The sequence below is a fragment of the Lysinibacillus sp. G1-3 genome, assembly GCF_056322905.1.
In genome coordinates this window covers 121,342-136,947 of record NZ_JBWHYQ010000002.1, presented here as the reverse complement: position 1 = coordinate 136,947, position 15,606 = coordinate 121,342, and the positions used below count along the sequence as shown (strand labels likewise).

General features: G+C 35.3%; 14 protein-coding genes and 1 pseudogene. 5 read left to right on the top strand and 10 right to left on the bottom strand.

Annotation, left to right across the window (positions count from 1 at the left end):
• Positions 1-54: 54 nt before the first annotated feature.
• The 3 genes and pseudogenes from ACVYAD_RS02670 to ACVYAD_RS02660 all read left to right on the top strand — a co-directional run.
• Positions 55-297 (top strand): annotated as a pseudogene (locus tag ACVYAD_RS02670) (helix-turn-helix domain-containing protein); the annotation flags it as partial.
• 63 nt (positions 298-360) lie between these two features.
• Positions 361-1,323 carry a helix-turn-helix transcriptional regulator gene (locus ACVYAD_RS02665; protein WP_476424405.1) on the top strand — a complete coding sequence of 321 codons (963 nt, stop codon included), beginning with the start codon at positions 361-363 and terminating at the stop codon, positions 1,321-1,323.
• A gap of 75 nt (positions 1,324-1,398) precedes the next feature.
• Entirely contained in the window at positions 1,399-2,031 is a 633-nt protein-coding gene (locus ACVYAD_RS02660) for a type 1 glutamine amidotransferase family protein (RefSeq protein WP_476424403.1), read from the top strand.
• Between the two features lie 245 nt (positions 2,032-2,276).
• Here ACVYAD_RS02660 and ACVYAD_RS02655 read toward each other — a convergent pair whose 3' ends face one another.
• The 6 genes from ACVYAD_RS02655 to ACVYAD_RS02630 all read right to left on the bottom strand — a co-directional run bounded on the left by ACVYAD_RS02655 (position 2,277) and on the right by ACVYAD_RS02630 (position 7,774).
• The gene (locus tag ACVYAD_RS02655; protein WP_476424401.1) at positions 2,277-2,657 is read right to left on the bottom strand and encodes a hypothetical protein; all 381 of its coding nucleotides are present in this window, start codon (positions 2,655-2,657) and stop codon (positions 2,277-2,279) included.
• A 435-nt stretch (positions 2,658-3,092) separates the two neighbouring features.
• Positions 3,093-3,332: a DUF2798 domain-containing protein gene (locus ACVYAD_RS02650; RefSeq protein WP_349657879.1), complete on the bottom strand. Its 240-nt coding sequence runs from the start codon at positions 3,330-3,332 to the stop codon at positions 3,093-3,095.
• A 280-nt stretch (positions 3,333-3,612) separates the two neighbouring features.
• Entirely contained in the window at positions 3,613-3,963 is a 351-nt protein-coding gene (locus ACVYAD_RS02645) for a YunG family protein (RefSeq protein WP_476424399.1), read from the bottom strand.
• Between the two features lie 227 nt (positions 3,964-4,190).
• Positions 4,191-5,405 carry an ISL3 family transposase gene (locus ACVYAD_RS02640; RefSeq protein ID WP_476424397.1) on the bottom strand — a complete coding sequence of 405 codons (1,215 nt, stop codon included), beginning with the start codon at positions 5,403-5,405 and terminating at the stop codon, positions 4,191-4,193.
• A gap of 154 nt (positions 5,406-5,559) precedes the next feature.
• Positions 5,560-6,759, bottom strand: coding sequence for an AI-2E family transporter (locus ACVYAD_RS02635; protein ID WP_349657876.1), 1,200 nt, complete (start codon positions 6,757-6,759; stop codon positions 5,560-5,562).
• 64 nt (positions 6,760-6,823) lie between these two features.
• A complete protein-coding gene (locus tag ACVYAD_RS02630) occupies positions 6,824-7,774 on the bottom strand; it encodes an LCP family protein (RefSeq protein ID WP_349657875.1) in 951 nt (316 codons plus the stop codon).
• A 174-nt stretch (positions 7,775-7,948) separates the two neighbouring features.
• Here ACVYAD_RS02630 and msrA point away from each other — a divergent pair, with 174 nt between their 5' ends.
• Both msrA and ACVYAD_RS02620 read left to right on the top strand, forming a co-directional pair.
• On the top strand, positions 7,949-8,470 hold the full coding sequence (gene msrA / locus ACVYAD_RS02625; protein ID WP_476424395.1) for a peptide-methionine (S)-S-oxide reductase MsrA: 522 nt from the start codon (positions 7,949-7,951) through the stop codon (positions 8,468-8,470).
• A 968-nt stretch (positions 8,471-9,438) separates the two neighbouring features.
• On the top strand, positions 9,439-9,786 hold the full coding sequence (locus ACVYAD_RS02620; protein ID WP_476424394.1) for a VOC family protein: 348 nt from the start codon (positions 9,439-9,441) through the stop codon (positions 9,784-9,786).
• Between the two features lie 71 nt (positions 9,787-9,857).
• Here ACVYAD_RS02620 and recQ read toward each other — a convergent pair whose 3' ends face one another.
• From recQ to ACVYAD_RS02600, 4 genes are all read right to left on the bottom strand, one after another.
• Positions 9,858-11,627, bottom strand: a complete 1,770-nt coding sequence (gene recQ, locus ACVYAD_RS02615) for a DNA helicase RecQ (RefSeq protein WP_476424393.1) — start codon at positions 11,625-11,627, stop codon at positions 9,858-9,860.
• Between the two features lie 8 nt (positions 11,628-11,635).
• Complete coding sequence (locus tag ACVYAD_RS02610) at positions 11,636-12,763, bottom strand: TcaA NTF2-like domain-containing protein (protein ID WP_476424391.1); 1,128 nt, start codon at positions 12,761-12,763, stop codon at positions 11,636-11,638.
• An 867-nt stretch (positions 12,764-13,630) separates the two neighbouring features.
• Positions 13,631-14,194 carry a DUF6434 domain-containing protein gene (locus tag ACVYAD_RS02605; protein ID WP_476424389.1) on the bottom strand — a complete coding sequence of 188 codons (564 nt, stop codon included), beginning with the start codon at positions 14,192-14,194 and terminating at the stop codon, positions 13,631-13,633.
• 116 nt (positions 14,195-14,310) lie between these two features.
• Positions 14,311-15,483, bottom strand: coding sequence for an MFS transporter (locus ACVYAD_RS02600; protein WP_476424388.1), 1,173 nt, complete (start codon positions 15,481-15,483; stop codon positions 14,311-14,313).
• Positions 15,484-15,606: the final 123 nt, after the last annotated feature.

Sequence of the window (15,606 nt, the reverse complement as noted above, 5' to 3'; positions counted from 1 at the left end):
TAAGTATTGGTCTATCAGGGGTACCGTCAGGAAAATGCGGATTTACAACGCTAAATGGCGGGTGTAAACCAATTAGAACGTGATCTTATTCGTATGCGGCAGCGTGAAGGGATTGAACTGGCTAAAAAAGAAGGAAAGTTTAAAGGTCGGTTAAAGAAGTACCATAAAAAACATGTAGGAATGAATTATGCAGTAAAGCTTTATAAAGAAGGAGATATGACTGTAAATCAAGTTTGTCAAATTACAAATGTGTCTAGGGCCTCATTATATAGAAAGCTATCGGAAAAGAACAGTTGATGAGTTATACCAAAAATCGGAAATATATAATAGAAAATAAATTTCATATAGAGGTGGAATTATATGCCTAAGATTGACAATATGTTAGCAATTCTATGGATGCTTCGTTCAGGTGAAAAAATTACTGCAAAACAAATTTCGGAAAAGTTAGAGATGAATATAAGGACTGTGTATCGTTATATTGATACAATTTCAACAAGTGGCGTACCTATAATTTCAGAACCAGGGCATAACGGTGGATACACTTTATTGAACAATTTTATTGAGGCTCCTCTTTTTTTTGATTTTGAGGAGCAAACTTCAATTTATCATGCTGCTGTTTTTGCAGAAGAAGCTGGATATTATGGTGGTGAAGCACTAAATAGGGCTATTTCAAAGCTAAGCAAATATTCAAATCAAGAGCAGGAAACAAAAATAAACCAACATTTGACCAGTCTTGAAGTAATAAGTCGATTAAGTTCCCTCTCTATGGAACCTTTCTTGAAGGAGTTGGAGCAGGCCGTAGCTGACGGATACTCTTTAAAAATTCTTTACCATAAAAGTGGCGAAGATCAATCAAAGTATAGATTGGTTGATCCGTACAGAATTATTTATTGGAATAATAAGTGGTATGTGATTGGATTTTGTCATCTTAGGAACGATATCCGTAGTTTTAGAGTAGATCGAATTGAAAGTCTAAAGCTAACCAAAAATAAGTTTAACCGTCCAGAAAATTTTTCAGCTCGTGACTTTTTTATGAAAAACCTCCTTCCAACTATAGAAGATAAGGAAGGGATTATTTCTTTAGTTATTAATGGAAATAAAAGGACGTTGGATGACATTTGCCAACATTGGTTTTTAGGACATTATTTACAAGAACGGACTTCAAATCAAGCAGTTTTTCTTCTTGAAAAAGATATGATACATACATATGTACCTTATTTACTTTTATCGTACGGTAAATCTATTAAAGTTATTGAGCCAATAAGTCTTAAGAAAAGACTTATTGAAGTGCTGTCGGAATTAATAAAATTTCATCAAGTATGATAACTTCCCTGACGTTAACTGTCAGGGAAGTTATCTTATAATAGGCTATATCAATTGTGATTGGAGTGTTATTGGATGCAAACAAAAAAAGTTTATCTTTATGTTTTTAATACAATGTCAGACTGGGAATATGGATATTTAATTGCTGAACTAAACTCAGGAAGATATTTCAAAAAAGATTTAGCACCTTTAAAAGTAGTTACAGTAGGAGCCAATAAAGAAATTATTACTACGATGGGAGGACTGAGCATAAAACCAGATATTTCTCCTGATGAATGTACACTTGAAAGTAAGGATCTTTTAATTTTACCTGGAGGGACTACTTGGAGAGAAGATATTCATCAACCTATCTTAAAAAAAATTGGCGAAGCTTTAAAGCTTGGTACTATTGTTGCCGCAATTTGTGGTGCAACTGAGGCCCTTGCAAATATGGGATACTTAGATTCTAGAAAACACACAAGCAATGACTTAGAGTATATTAAAACGGTCTGTCCTAATTATAAAGGAGAAAAATTTTATGAGATGAGACCTGCGGTATCTGGTGAAAATTTGATTACTGCATCAGGAGTAGCACCTCTAGAATTTACGACGGAAATTCTGAAAAAATTAGATGTATTTGCACCCGACACATTACATTCATGGTATAACCTAAATAAGACTCATCAACCTGAATACTTCTTCCAGTTAATGAATTCAATAAATAACTGAGCTAAAAAATCAACTTAGCAGTTTTTTATTAGTTCGAAAAAAATAATGAAGTAACTGAAAAGCTCACTTTCTCTATTTTGTTTTGCAGAGAAGTTGGGCTTTTTAATTTGGAATTTCCTTATCGTTGTAAATCCCCATTTTCCTGACGCTACCCCTATCAGGAGAACTAATAAAAACTGTAGCATTGTGCCTTAGTTTGAATCCTTTATATATCCTATAAAGTTCTCCTTTATTTCATGAAGCTCTTATTCGTTAAAATTGACGGGAATTTTCACTAACAAATAGTCTCCAGTCCACATTTGTGTCGACACAATCAAGTTTTCGCCATGTCTTTCAAAGAAGAGTCCATTCCCCTCTTTTTGTTTAAAAGTCCATCCATTTTGATCAAGCATTTCTCTAATCATTTCATCAGCTACAGATGTATCTCTTTCCTTGACTACATACCATTCTTGACCATTTTCTTTCGACAATTTAACCATTTGTATGTTGGAATCCTTTATTTTTTCTATAACTGTCTTTTTACTTATATTTTCTATTGGGAGTGGAGGGAGATAAAGTTTGTTGTAAAATACGAATGCTCCAACAAGGAAAATGATTATTCCGATTGTTAATAACATCTTTTTCATAAAACACCTCTTTCTACAAATATCCATAAACAACTTCTCTCTCCTATTTTACAGCAGACTTAAATTGAATAGATACTGCTTCAGCATATCTTTCTTTCCGATGTCGTTCAAAATAGAGGGATTTTCTTGTAGAAAGCTTATATAGCAACATTTATCATATTTTTTTAAAAGAATTTTTTCTTGTTCATAATCTATAAAGCCTATTCTCATACACTTTCGAACAATAGATAAATTGATTTTAATATGTTGGGTGCGGAAGAATAAGCAGACTTTCATGGATCAACAATTTGTGCAGATCTATGAAAGTAGCATAAAAGAAATTGATACGTGGAACCGATTTACACGCATATGTTGTTCTTTTCAAAGATTGGGGCGACTAATGGGGGTTGTACAGTATATCTGGTACTATATCCGACGTAGTATTTCACTTTTTTATTAAGCTTTATGCTCAACAAATATAAATATTCTCATTATTCTTTTAACTACGAAAGGTAGTAAGTTAGAAGCTAAAAATGCAACTACAAAAGCAATCCCCCATGCTCTCATCCATGATTTAAGGAAAAAAGCTGTATATCCAACATTCATTGAAGTCATAACGAAAGAGATAATACAGGATATACCTAAAATCATAAAGATACTAAAAATTAATGGTTCGAATTTTTTATTGATTTTCAAAAATAACACCTTTTCTATTTATTCTATGCTATCAAATATGATCAACATTTAATATTACTGTTTAAAATCTAGGTTGTCTAGGGTGGTTTACTTGGAATCATTTATTAATTCTATAATTGCTTTTCTATAAATCCTCCTATTGTAAATGTGAGTCATGACGTTAGTAAAAGGCATGGATGTATTTTAAGTCATAATTTTATTGATTTTAAAAATGAATCAGGATACGACGAATAGCCTTGCAAAAAAACCTTCGAAAAAAATATTCGAAGGAAGGTAATTTCTATTCATTTGTTATTTTTTCGTTTACTCTTTGCTTTAAATGATTATATTGTTTGTCATTTGTGTCTGCAAAAGCTTCTTCTCTATTAGAAGGAACATCCATATATTCAATAGAACAAGGAAATTGGCTTTCTGTAAAATCATAACGTTTTCCATTTATTTCATTATAAAAATGCCATCCATCTTCAAGTTCTGTCTTTACTATTTCTCCTCCAAATAAATCATTTATCACTAGTGCTGTTACACCACATTGCCCTTTTGCAGGATTCTTTATAGTCCAACTAGAACTTGATTCTATCGACCAAGATTGAAATATAATATTTTGTATGTTTTCCCCTTCGAAAAATAACAATTCCCCATCTCCTATCTAGTGGCAATTATGTAGCTTCAATCTCTTCTAGAAACGAGAACGCATAAATAAACTTCATAAGCTACAACAAGTCCTACCTTCTTCTAAACAAGTTAAACATGAAATAATCGCTACGAATAATGATATATAGCTTGCCACGTACCCATTTTTATTGTGTAGCATCATTTTGGTTCTAAGTCAAATGTTGGGGTGTGTGATCTTTTAGCACATTAACCCAGATGAACCCCGATTTCTTTATACTTTAAATTTAATAAGATTTTTGCTCGAAAGTGATCGAAACGTCGAAAGCCATATGCATTCCGTTTCATCACTTTTGTTTTATTATTAATACCTTCCAAGAAGCCGTTAGAATAACCAAAACTAAAGCTATTTAAGATTTCTACTTGCCAGTTTTTAAATGTTTGAATTGCTTTTAAGAAAGCTGGTAATCTTGTCTCTTCTACCTTACGGTAAAAAGCTAGTAATCGCTTCTTTACTTCTACGACATCATTCTTTGTTTTTGCCCAATCAAACCATTCACAATAGGCTTCCTTTAATTCATGAGCTACTTTTAATGTTTCAGACATTTCTGTATAGCGCTGTAAGTACCACTGTTGTTTTGGTGATAATTTAGATGTACGTTTATAAAACACATGACGCATACGTTTACACTTTGTGCGATTGTATTTGTCCCATTCTTTTTGTACTTGTCGGCGCACTTCATCCATTGCCCAATAGATATAACGGCTAAAATGAAAGCGATCTGCCACAATAACAGGTCGACCTAGCGCTTGACGAACAGCTGCTTTATAACTTGGATTCATATCCATGACCACTATTTCAACATCTGCTCCATACTGACTTAAGTAATTTTTTATAGTTTCTTTTTTACGATTCGGTAAAATATCAATCGGTTCGCGCGTCTCCGCATTCGCAATTATTAGCTGATACGTACCTGCATCTGTATCGCCTTTATACTCATCAATCGCAATCGCTTTTGGTAAACGTACACCCTCTACTAATTGTTTATTCGCTACCTTTTTAAAACGGCGAATGACCGTCGTAGTTGATGTGCCCAGTACTTCTGCAGCTTCTTTAAATGTTTTGGCTTTAATAGCACGTATACTAACTACTTGATTCCATTCTTTTGAATAACGTTGATATTTATCTACAAAGGGGGATTTTTCAGAGAAACGCTTTCCACAATTACAAACATAACGACGACGTTTATAGAAAAGAATAGTTAAACGTTCAAACCACTTTAAATGATTGATCTTTTGTATACGATAATCGTGAACCTTCGAAGTTTCTTTTTTACAAACTGGACATTGATGCGTACATTTAGGCAATTGTACATACAATGCGATTCGATCGCCTACTTCTTCTACTTTCGTAATCTCTACATCTTTTAATCCTGGGATATTCATGTTAAAATTCATTTGCACAGTTCACCTTTCTATTACTTGTTTCTCGACAATTCAAGTATATATAAATCGGTGAATCTGTGCTTTTTTTATGCGTGTAATTGTGTGAATACCCCAACAAATATTATAGAACCATAAAAAACAGCTACTGCATGTTCGCAGTAGCTGTCTCTTCTTATACATCATATTTTTGATGCATATCATCCGTATAACGATTATAACGCTTTTTATATAGTTTAAATAAATGTGTTACTAGCACTTTTAAAATGGCATAACCCGGAATCCCTAAAATGACACCTGGTACGCCAAATAAAGAACCAGCCGTTAATAACACGAAAATAATTGTAATTGGATGGATACTCAGTGATTTCCCCATAATTTGTGGAGAAATAAATTTCCCTTCAATGAGCTGTACAACCGTCCATACAATGGCTAGTTTAATAAGCATGAATGGCGATGTAACAAGAGCGATAATGACCGCTGGCGTAATGGCGATGACAGGCCCTAAGTATGGAACCACGCTCGTAATCATAGCAAGGAAGCCAAGCAATAAGGCATATTTCATACCGATAATTAAAAATCCGATAGTCACCATTGCACCTATGCACATGGACACTAAAATTTGTCCTTGAATGTAGGAACTAATTTGCTTGTCCATGTCTTGTAAGATTTCTGTTACTTCTTTACGCATACGTGGCGGACAAATTTTTATAATAAAACTAGGTAGTTTTTTACCATCTTTAAGTAAGTAAAATAATATAAATGGAACCGTCACTAATGATAGAACAATTCCAGTTAACGCTGATACGAATCCAGTAATTCCAGAGGCTACACCTTGTGCTAAATTCGCAGCCGTATCTTTTACCGTGTCCACCATATCTGTAGTAAAATTCTCTACCATTGAATCATAATTTAAATTAACTTTATCTAAGTACTCGTTGAGGCGTGCATTATTGAGAAACTCAGCGATATTTTGTGTAAATGCCATAAAATATCCCGGGAATTCCTGTGCTAAATTAGTAAACTGGTCTCGTAAAAACGGATAGACAAGTACTACTAATAACGTAATGATGCCGATCAGAATAATATATAGAAGAAAGATACCCCAAACCCTTGGGATCCGCCATCTTTCGAAAAGTCCCAATATTGGACGAAGTAAATAATACCCAATAATGGCTAATACCCCTGGTAGAATAACTACCTCAAATAAAACTTTTAACGGGGTAAATATAAAGGAAACTTTTTGGAACATAAAAATAACGCATGCTAATAATAATAATACAATCAGTGTAAAAAATAAGTTTTTACCACCGATAAAGCGAATAAACTTCGTTGAAAAGAAATTTGAACGCTCATCTGATCTGTCTTTTTCCATCTAATCACCCCAATACCAATCCTATATCCTTATTTTACAAGATGATGTTGGATTTTGCGAAAAATCACTCTAAAGGAATTCCTAAAAATTTACGTAAAAATTCTTTGTTTTTCTCCACATCCATAACAATTGAATCCCCGACACCTCTAAAGCTTTGGAAATTATAACTACCTTCAATTGGAACTGTTGCTTTTTCTATACTGACTTTACCTTTCGACACCATTTTCAGCACTTGTTGAACCTCTTCTGCTGATGAATAGTCCGTCGTTATATATCCTTGCGCTGCTCCAACGAATTTTGGTAAGTTCATCATATTTTGAGGTGATAAAACTTCATTTTTTAAGGCTTCGATCACCTTTTGCTGACGTGCTACTCGACCAAAATCCCCTTCAGCATCGTGACGGAATCGGGCAAAGCCAAGTAATTCTTGACCGTTTAAGTTATGAACACCTTGTTTTAATGAAACCCCGATATTTTCAGACATATCTTTATCTACATCGATTTCAACACCATTTGGCGCTAAAATATCTACAAGTGATTCGAAATTTTTAAAATCAATAATGGCATAATGATGAATCGGTAGGCCAAACATATTAGTAATCGTATCTTTTAATAATTGAACACCGTCTAAATAGTAGGCCGTGTTAAGCTTATAGGATTTATAACCAGGAATTTCTGCATAAATATCTCGCATGAGTGACACGAGCTTCATATCATTTGTTTTCTTATTCCACGATAATACCATCATTGTATCTGTACGTGATTTTTCTTCACCACGAGTATCGATCCCTAATAATAAATAGTTTTCTACATCGCCATTTACTGTATCGCCTTTGAAAGCCTCTTGGGCTACCTTTGTATCACTTGCCAATTTAAGTCCACTTCGATATTGCATTACGGAATAACCTGCAATCACGATGACTAAAAGTAATAACAATGTGAACAATGCTCGCCCTTTACGCAAGCGGCGTTTTTGTGGCCGCTGCGAGCGTCTTGAATAATCTTGCTCTTCCATAACTGTTAACTCCTCTATTTTTTATAGTAATGTAACGATTCAATCTAAGAAAGGTTCATTTTATAGTATGTTGCGAATCCTTTCAATAACTATTTTAAGGTTATTTTACACCCTTTTTGCCAGGAATGAACCAAATAATGCTATAATATTTTCACGACAGAAAGGATGATGAACATGATCGAGAAAGCTACGTTTGCTGGCGGTTGTTTTTGGTGCATGGTAAAGCCATTTGTTGAATGGGATGGTATACATAAGGTCACTTCTGGCTACATGGGTGGTCATATAGACAATCCTACTTATGAGGATGTCAAAAAAGGTACTTCTGGGCATTTAGAAGTAGTCGAAATTGAATTTGACCCTAGCGTTTTTAGTTATGAGCAGCTACTTGATATTTACTGGATGCAAATAGACCCTACAGATGCTTTTGGTCAATTCCATGACCGTGGTGAATCATATACGACGGCTATCTTTACTTATTCAGATGAACAAAAACGCATTGCAGAAGCCTCTAAGGAAAAGCTAGAAAACAGTGGTCGCTTTGATAAACCTATTGTAACCACAATTCGCGATGCTAAATACTTCTACCCTGCAGAAGATTATCATCAGGACTATTATCAAAAAGAGTCGGAGCATTATCAGAAAGACCGAGCACTTTCTGGCCGAGATCAGTTCATCACTGAGCATTGGGAGAAATAACTTTTATGAAATTCCATTTTGATGGACAAATCCCCTATTTAACTCAAGGTTTAGCCGTTTTCGAAATGGATTTTTTTTTTTGTTTACGTGTATAAAAAATAATGAACGGTCTATACTATTAAAGATTTCACTTTCAAATCCAATGACAAGGAGGGTTAACCCGATGAGTGGGGCTGACCGGTAACTCAGAAGGACCATCAAAGCTGAATGAAGCTAAAGCACAGTTTCTTAAAAATTTTAAGATCAATGCGGAAGCGAGGCAGTGTGTCATGGAGCACTATAAGTAAGTGAATCAAGCCCGGAATATTTATATTCCGGGTTATTTTTTTGTTTTATCCCCTCTCTAGTTATTCTTCATACGATAACAGCTAACTGACAAAACGTTGTTTACTTGCGCTTCCCTTTCGCACAGACGAAAACATGTTGTTGCTGTCGCACTGTCGCTTCGCTTTCACGCAAAAGAACAAATGCGACTCTAAGGTAATTCAGGACGCATTTATGCAGGGGTATAAATTTAGCCGTTGGATCTTATTCCTTTTTAAAAACGTGTATAGAAAATGATGAACGGTCTATACTATTTAAGATTTCACTTTCAAATCCAATGACAAGGAGGGTTAACCCGATGAGTGGGATTGACCGGTAACTCAGAAGGACCATCAAAACTGAATGAAGCTAAAGCACAGTTGTCTTAAAAATTTAAGATCAATGCGGAAGCGAGGCAGTGTGTCATGGAGCACTATAAGTAAGTGAGAATCAAGCCCGGAATATGTATATTCCGGGTTTTTTTATTTTGGTACTGTAGGTTCGACAAACCACCTCTTTAGTTATTCGTTATGGTAATTTATTTAATGGATATTTACGCTATTGTGAAAAATTGTACTTAAACAATTCAAGCGGTATAGTGAAGAAGGAACTATACCTAAATTCGAAAAATGAAAAAATTGAAAGTCAGACAGGAGCTAGATACAATGATAAAAGGTTTCGGGGGAATATTTTGGAGAACTAACAATCTTGATGTAGTAAAAAAATGGTACAGTGAAGTGTTGAAGATTGAAATGGAAAATTGGAATGGGGCAGTGATTAAACCTCAATTAGGAAATGAGACGATCTTTTCTTTCTTTACCGAAGATGACAGTTATTTTCCAACTGAACAACAAGTAATGTTAAATTTCCAAGTACATGATATAGACGAAACAATTAAGCATCTCGAACAAATTGGTATTCCACTTGAGAAGGAAAAAGAAATAAGTGAATTTGGAAAGTTTATTTGGATTAAAGATCCTGAAGGTCGACTAATCGAACTTTGGGAGAAATAGCAGGTTGTAATACTTTGCAAATATAAAGGAAGTGCCTAATTCTGTTGAATTAAGCACTTTCCTTTTTCTCTTTAAACTGTTTTCAAAAAAGACTGCAGTGCCTCGAAGAACCGCTCGCCATATTTTTCGAATTTTACTTCACCAATACCGCTAACATGTCGTAAATCTTCTAGCTCATTTGGTTTTTTGTCACATAAATCACGTAATGTTTTATCAGAGAACACAACAAATGGTGGTACCTTTTCCTCATCTGCGATCTCTTTACGTAATAATCGTAAATGCTCAAATAACGGATCATTGTCTACAAGCTTACGCACAGTAACAGCTTCTTTTCTCATGACTTGTTGATTTCCGAGTAGAACTTCTTTGCCTTCCTCTGAAACATAAATGGTTGGAAACGTGCCATGTTTAACGGCAAGAACGCCCTCAGCAATTAAAAACTCAATAAAGGTTGAGACATCCTTTGAGGAATATTGTCCTTTTAAAATGCCATAGGTAGACAGCCTTGCAAAGCCAAATTCTATGACCTTTTGATTTTTGGAGCCAATTAATACTTGGGCTACCATCGTCTTACCGAATTTTTGCCCCATCCTTACGACGCAGGCTAACACCTTTTGTGCATCTACCGTCACATCTTTCACTTCTCGTCCATCATTACAGTTACTACAACGACTACAAGGCTCCCCTGGTACTTCTCCAAAATACGTTAAGATGGCATTTTGTAAACAGCCTTCTGTATGGCAATAATCCACCATCGTTTGCAGCTTTCCTAATTCCTGTGCAATCCGTGTTTCATCCTGCGTCTGTTCAATTAAAAAGCGCTGCGTTTGAACATCACCTGATGCATACAGTAAAATACAAGCACTTGGTAAGCCGTCACGCCCCGCACGTCCGGCTTCCTGATAATAGCTCTCCATATTGCGTGGCATTTGATAATGAATAACAAAGCGGACATTACTCTTATCAATACCCATTCCAAATGCATTGGTAGCTACCATAATGCGCGCCTCATCTTTTAAAAAGCGCTCTTGCTCTGACATACGCATGTCCTCTGATAATCCCGCATGGTATTTTGCAACAGCTTCGCCCGAACGACTTAACAGCTCATAGATCGCGTCTACAGCCTTTCGTGTAGCCGCATAAATAATGCCCGCTTCATTTTTATTTTTCATTAAGTAATTTTTAATGTAGCGCTCTTTGTTTTCACCGATTAACACAGAAAATGATAAATTGTCGCGAGAAAAACCAGTAATGACAGTTGATTGCTCGTCAATGTCTAATAATTGTCTAATATCATCACAAACAGCTGGTGTTGCTGTGGCAGTAAGTGCTAAGACAGTTGGTTTTTGCGGCCACAACGTAAATAATTTTTGGATTGCTCGGTAGCTTGGTCTAAAATCATGCCCCCACTGAGATATACAATGTGCTTCATCCACAGCAATCAAAGGTACAGATAAATTCGATAATACTTGTAAAAAACTTGCACTTTCTAATCGCTCTGGCGCTATATAAAGAAGCTTTAAATATCCCGCACTAGCGAGCTGGATCGTTTCATTCACTTCTTGCACGGTTAATGTACTATTAATATACGCCGCTGGAATATTTGCAGCACGTAATGCTTCTACCTGATCTTGCATCAAAGAAATCAAAGGGGATATGACGACTGTAAGGCCATCTAGCATGAGCGCCGGAATTTGATAGCAAATTGATTTACCTCCGCCAGTTGGCATCACACAAAGACTTGATTGACCTCGTAATGTTTGTTCAATAATTGGTTCTTGTCCATTGCGAAATGAATCATAGCCAAAATGATGTTGTAGCATTTGTCTTGCTTGCTCCATCCAACTTTTCACTCCTCAGTTGTTAGACGAATAAGCTTATACTCGCCCTGTTCATTTTTATTTATTTCATATACCATCATAGAGTTTGCAAGTGCCTCTTGACCAGCAGAATTTGTTAGGACATATTCTGTTTTGGCACGAACAATCATATTTTGTCCTTCCATGCTGATATTTGTTATCGTCGTATCGGAAAAATATATTTGCGCTTTTTTGGAAGCGTAATAGGCAACCATATTATCCAGGGTGCTTTGTAAATCGTTTGACCCTACGAAAGAATTCATGACACTTGCATCTTGAACCTCAACAGCTGCTCTTAATTGCTTATGAAATGTATCTAAAAATAGCTTTATTTCATCGGTATTAAAAGCAAAAATGTTCTTTCCATATTGATCAATTGCTTGCTGGACGGCTTCCTTATTACCCTGTTCTATATAAGGATACAAGTTTTTGGCTTGAGTTAGTCTATTACTTGGCTTCATGCCACTTTCACACCATTCATCCAATAACATCACAATATCTTTAAATGGCAATATATACGGCTGTGACCCACCGTTTTCCTTACGTTTAAAATAGATGCCCACAAGTTTGCCATTCTCTGCTTCTAGAACAGGACTCCCTAAACGTGTATTTTGATTTGCATCTATGTAATAAGCTGCTACACTGTCACTATATTTTTGAATAGTGTGTGGTAAGCTATCGACATAAACAGCTAACTGATCTAATTCCCCATTATAAACGGTCGGTACCTTTACCGATACGTTATAGGAAACTTCTAAAATGGCTATATTATAAGCTGTCGATAAATAGTGAACTTCGGCTTCCTTCAGTTTATCATTATTAAATTGTACAAGCGCAGTTGGCTTTGAAGCGACGAGCGCCCCATTTGTCACAATATAAAGTTTACCATCCTCTTTTTTTACAATAATCCCTGCACCGATTCCGTTCTCCCCAACTACTTTTACTTCCGGAACAATTTTTTCTTGCTGCTTCGTCACAGCCTTTTCCGATTTCACATCACTCTTTTTACTTTGAACTACCTCTGCCAATGTTTCATTGCCACAGCCGGTTAAAAGTAAAGTTGTCGCTCCAAGAATGAGCATCTTTTTCCACATACGTTCACCAAAACTTTCTATCATTCAACTATGCCTTGGCATAATTGCGTCCGAAGGCTTTAACTTCTTTCAGTGGACGTGCTGAAAAATAACTTCAACCCGTATTCATCTCATCACCTATAGAGGTGGCAAGTTTCATTACTGAAAGTAAGTTAAACATCTTTCTATTCTATCATAAACAAGGTTACGCTACGTTTCAAGTTTACATAATAATATTATTATTTTAAATTTAATATTAAAATAAAGCTCTTGTCTTATGTTCAATTCGTTCTACCTATAAAAAACGACTCTTTATTATCTTTGCTATAGAAAATAACTTATCGTTTGCAGTTAAAATGATATAAAAAAAGATGCCTCCCGCTTCAATTACTGAGCTTGGAAGACATGTTGAGTTCAAGGTAGCTGAAAAAAGAACTTATTTTTAGTAGATCTATTTAAAGTTTTTTCGACAAGTGAATTGGAGACAATGTAGTGGGTCTTAAAAGATGTTATATCGTTTTCATGTTGATGTAAAGGTGGTTTTGAAGAAGACACCTCAATTAGATATGGATTAAAACCAAAATGACGTTTCAGTTGAAGATCTTTAAATAGTTTGAAATATGAAGTAATCATAATTAGGGAGAATGGTCGATTAAAATAAATCCAAGAAGGTAATTACTATTGTGGAGTTTGTCTTGTTTAATAGTATCTATCTTTCATTCTGGTACTAACTATGATAACCCGCTATTACTTTATTTACACGGTGGTCCCAGTCCCCTTCTAGAAAATAAATGGTAGGCTTCCCTTAAAAAATTATGTATCATTCCATATGCTGAACATCGAATCATGTTAGAACAACCTACCTTGTTTACTAATTATTACACCACTATAATAATGAACATCGTAAACTAATTATTTGTTTTTATATTTATTGTTTCCAGGTAGTTTCTTGATTGTATTCCATGCTTCAATCGCTTCTTCACGACTTTTCCCTTGGTTTTCCGGGTCAGAAAAAAAGTCACGGATGAATTGATTATATTCAAATTGGGGTGCAATGTTTTTCTTGTATGAAGGGTCTTTCTTTCGTTCCTCCTCTTTATTCCAAGCATCTACGACATCTCGATAAGTTTTTCCGATATTGTTTTTAAAATAGTTTTGGATATAGGTTGAAAAATGAAATTTTGGGAGTACTGTCTTAAAAAACGCCCTTACATTTTGACTACAACGATGACTTTCGGTAATGACTGTATCAAGACTTAAGTCTACTTGCTGTTCTATTTTTTTCGCTTTTGATTTTCTGACAGGCTTCTTAATCTCCCCTGTCTGCAGAAATGTTTCAATCCTATTGGCAATCTCTATTTTAGAACCAGAAGCACTTATTCCGTTCTTTCTACAAAAAGATTGCAATTCTTCCTTTAACCAATAAAAATCGTTAAAACTATCTACACTTATATCTTTCGTTAGTTTAGGTCTCATAAAATAGTCCTCCATTTCACTTCTTCCACATTATAGAACAATAGTTCCTATTTGGCAAAATCAATCATGAAAACAGCATAAAAAAACATGCGCGTACATTTGCGCATGTGTCCACATTATTTTTTCTTAAGAAAAATGATAGTAGCTATAATGCCTAGCATTAAAGTGATAAAAATTGCATAAGTAAATGTATGATTACCCGTCACATCATAGCAATAGCCAATCAGTATAGGGATAATGGCGCTTATCATGAAGCCGCCTGAAAGCACCATAGATGACCAGCTATTTGCTTCCTCGTCATTTCTTGCCTCATCCAATGGTAGTAATAGACCGATTGGAAATAAGCCGCTTAAGACAATACCAATTATGAATACCGCAATCCATAATAAAGCCCCTGAGCCTACCCATAGCAACACAAAGCCAAAAATACCAAAGACCCCCAAGGAGAAGAGCCAGCCGATTCGACTCGACCATTTTTCCATTAATATAGGGACCAAAATATTCCCAATCATTTGTACAATAGACATAAATGTTAGCATAGTACTTGCAGCGCCAAGGGAAAAGCCTTTATCCTGTAACATTGGTGCTAACCAGGACATCATAGAGAAGAACAAAGATGTTTGTAAGCCAAAGTAAATTAAAATGGTCCAAGCACGGACATTTTTCCACGGATTCCGTGCTACTTTTTCTGTAAATACAGCTGTCTCTGGTAGTTCTTGATTTTGTATTGTCAGGATCCATATACATAGAGCAATAATAGCAAGTATTGCCCAAGAGCCAAGTGCCATCGTCCAGCTCTCATGAAAATGATTATAAAATGGTAATGTTAGTGCCGCACTCAATGTTGCACCTGTTCCTATTCCAAATGAATAAATACCAACCACCGTAGTAAAACGACTCGGGAATTTTTTCTTAATATAGGCATTTAATATAGGTCCTATCAGTGCAATGGCAAATCCTGCCGCAAAGCTTGTGACTACAAGTAGTACATAACTTTCTTTTAAAAAGCGTAGACCATTTGCTATTGTTAGGATGATTATTAAGAGCGTAATAGCTGTTTTTGTTCCAAGTTTTCTTTGTAATGGGACTGCGAATGGTGCAAAGAGTCCCATACAAAACACCGGAATAGATGTTAAAAAGCTCATTTTCGTATTTGATATATGGAGTGATTCTAAAAGTACATTAAATAGTGGTCCTATTCCTGTGACTGCTGGGCGCATATTGAGCGCAACTAAGAAAATACAAACAACCACAAGTACCATGGAAACACGCCTTTGCTTTTTCTCCATACTTTCTAAAAACCTTCTCTCTAATTATGCGGTTAAAAATTCAACGAAATTTGATAAGACCTTTGAATTCTCACTATACTCTTTTACCATTTTTTCTAGTAATGGTCAATTTCCACAGCTATT

What these genes read in the sequence shown, in the direction of transcription:
- ACVYAD_RS02665 (WP_476424405.1), top strand. Translation starts at nt 361, where the DNA reads ATGCCTAAGATTGACAATATGTTAGCAATTCTATGGATGCTTCGTTCA.
- ACVYAD_RS02660 (WP_476424403.1), top strand. Translation starts at nt 1,399, where the DNA reads ATGCAAACAAAAAAAGTTTATCTTTATGTTTTTAATACAATGTCAGAC.
- ACVYAD_RS02655 (WP_476424401.1), bottom strand. Translation starts at nt 2,657, where the DNA reads ATGAAAAAGATGTTATTAACAATCGGAATAATCATTTTCCTTGTTGGA.
- ACVYAD_RS02635 (WP_349657876.1), bottom strand. Translation starts at nt 6,759, where the DNA reads ATGGAAAAAGACAGATCAGATGAGCGTTCAAATTTCTTTTCAACGAAG.
- ACVYAD_RS02630 (WP_349657875.1), bottom strand. Translation starts at nt 7,774, where the DNA reads ATGGAAGAGCAAGATTATTCAAGACGCTCGCAGCGGCCACAAAAACGC.
- msrA (WP_476424395.1), top strand. Translation starts at nt 7,949, where the DNA reads ATGATCGAGAAAGCTACGTTTGCTGGCGGTTGTTTTTGGTGCATGGTA.
- ACVYAD_RS02620 (WP_476424394.1), top strand. Translation starts at nt 9,439, where the DNA reads ATGATAAAAGGTTTCGGGGGAATATTTTGGAGAACTAACAATCTTGAT.
- recQ (WP_476424393.1), bottom strand. Translation starts at nt 11,627, where the DNA reads ATGGAGCAAGCAAGACAAATGCTACAACATCATTTTGGCTATGATTCA.
- ACVYAD_RS02610 (WP_476424391.1), bottom strand. Translation starts at nt 12,763, where the DNA reads ATGATAGAAAGTTTTGGTGAACGTATGTGGAAAAAGATGCTCATTCTT.
- ACVYAD_RS02605 (WP_476424389.1), bottom strand. Translation starts at nt 14,194, where the DNA reads ATGAGACCTAAACTAACGAAAGATATAAGTGTAGATAGTTTTAACGAT.
- ACVYAD_RS02600 (WP_476424388.1), bottom strand. Translation starts at nt 15,483, where the DNA reads ATGGAGAAAAAGCAAAGGCGTGTTTCCATGGTACTTGTGGTTGTTTGT.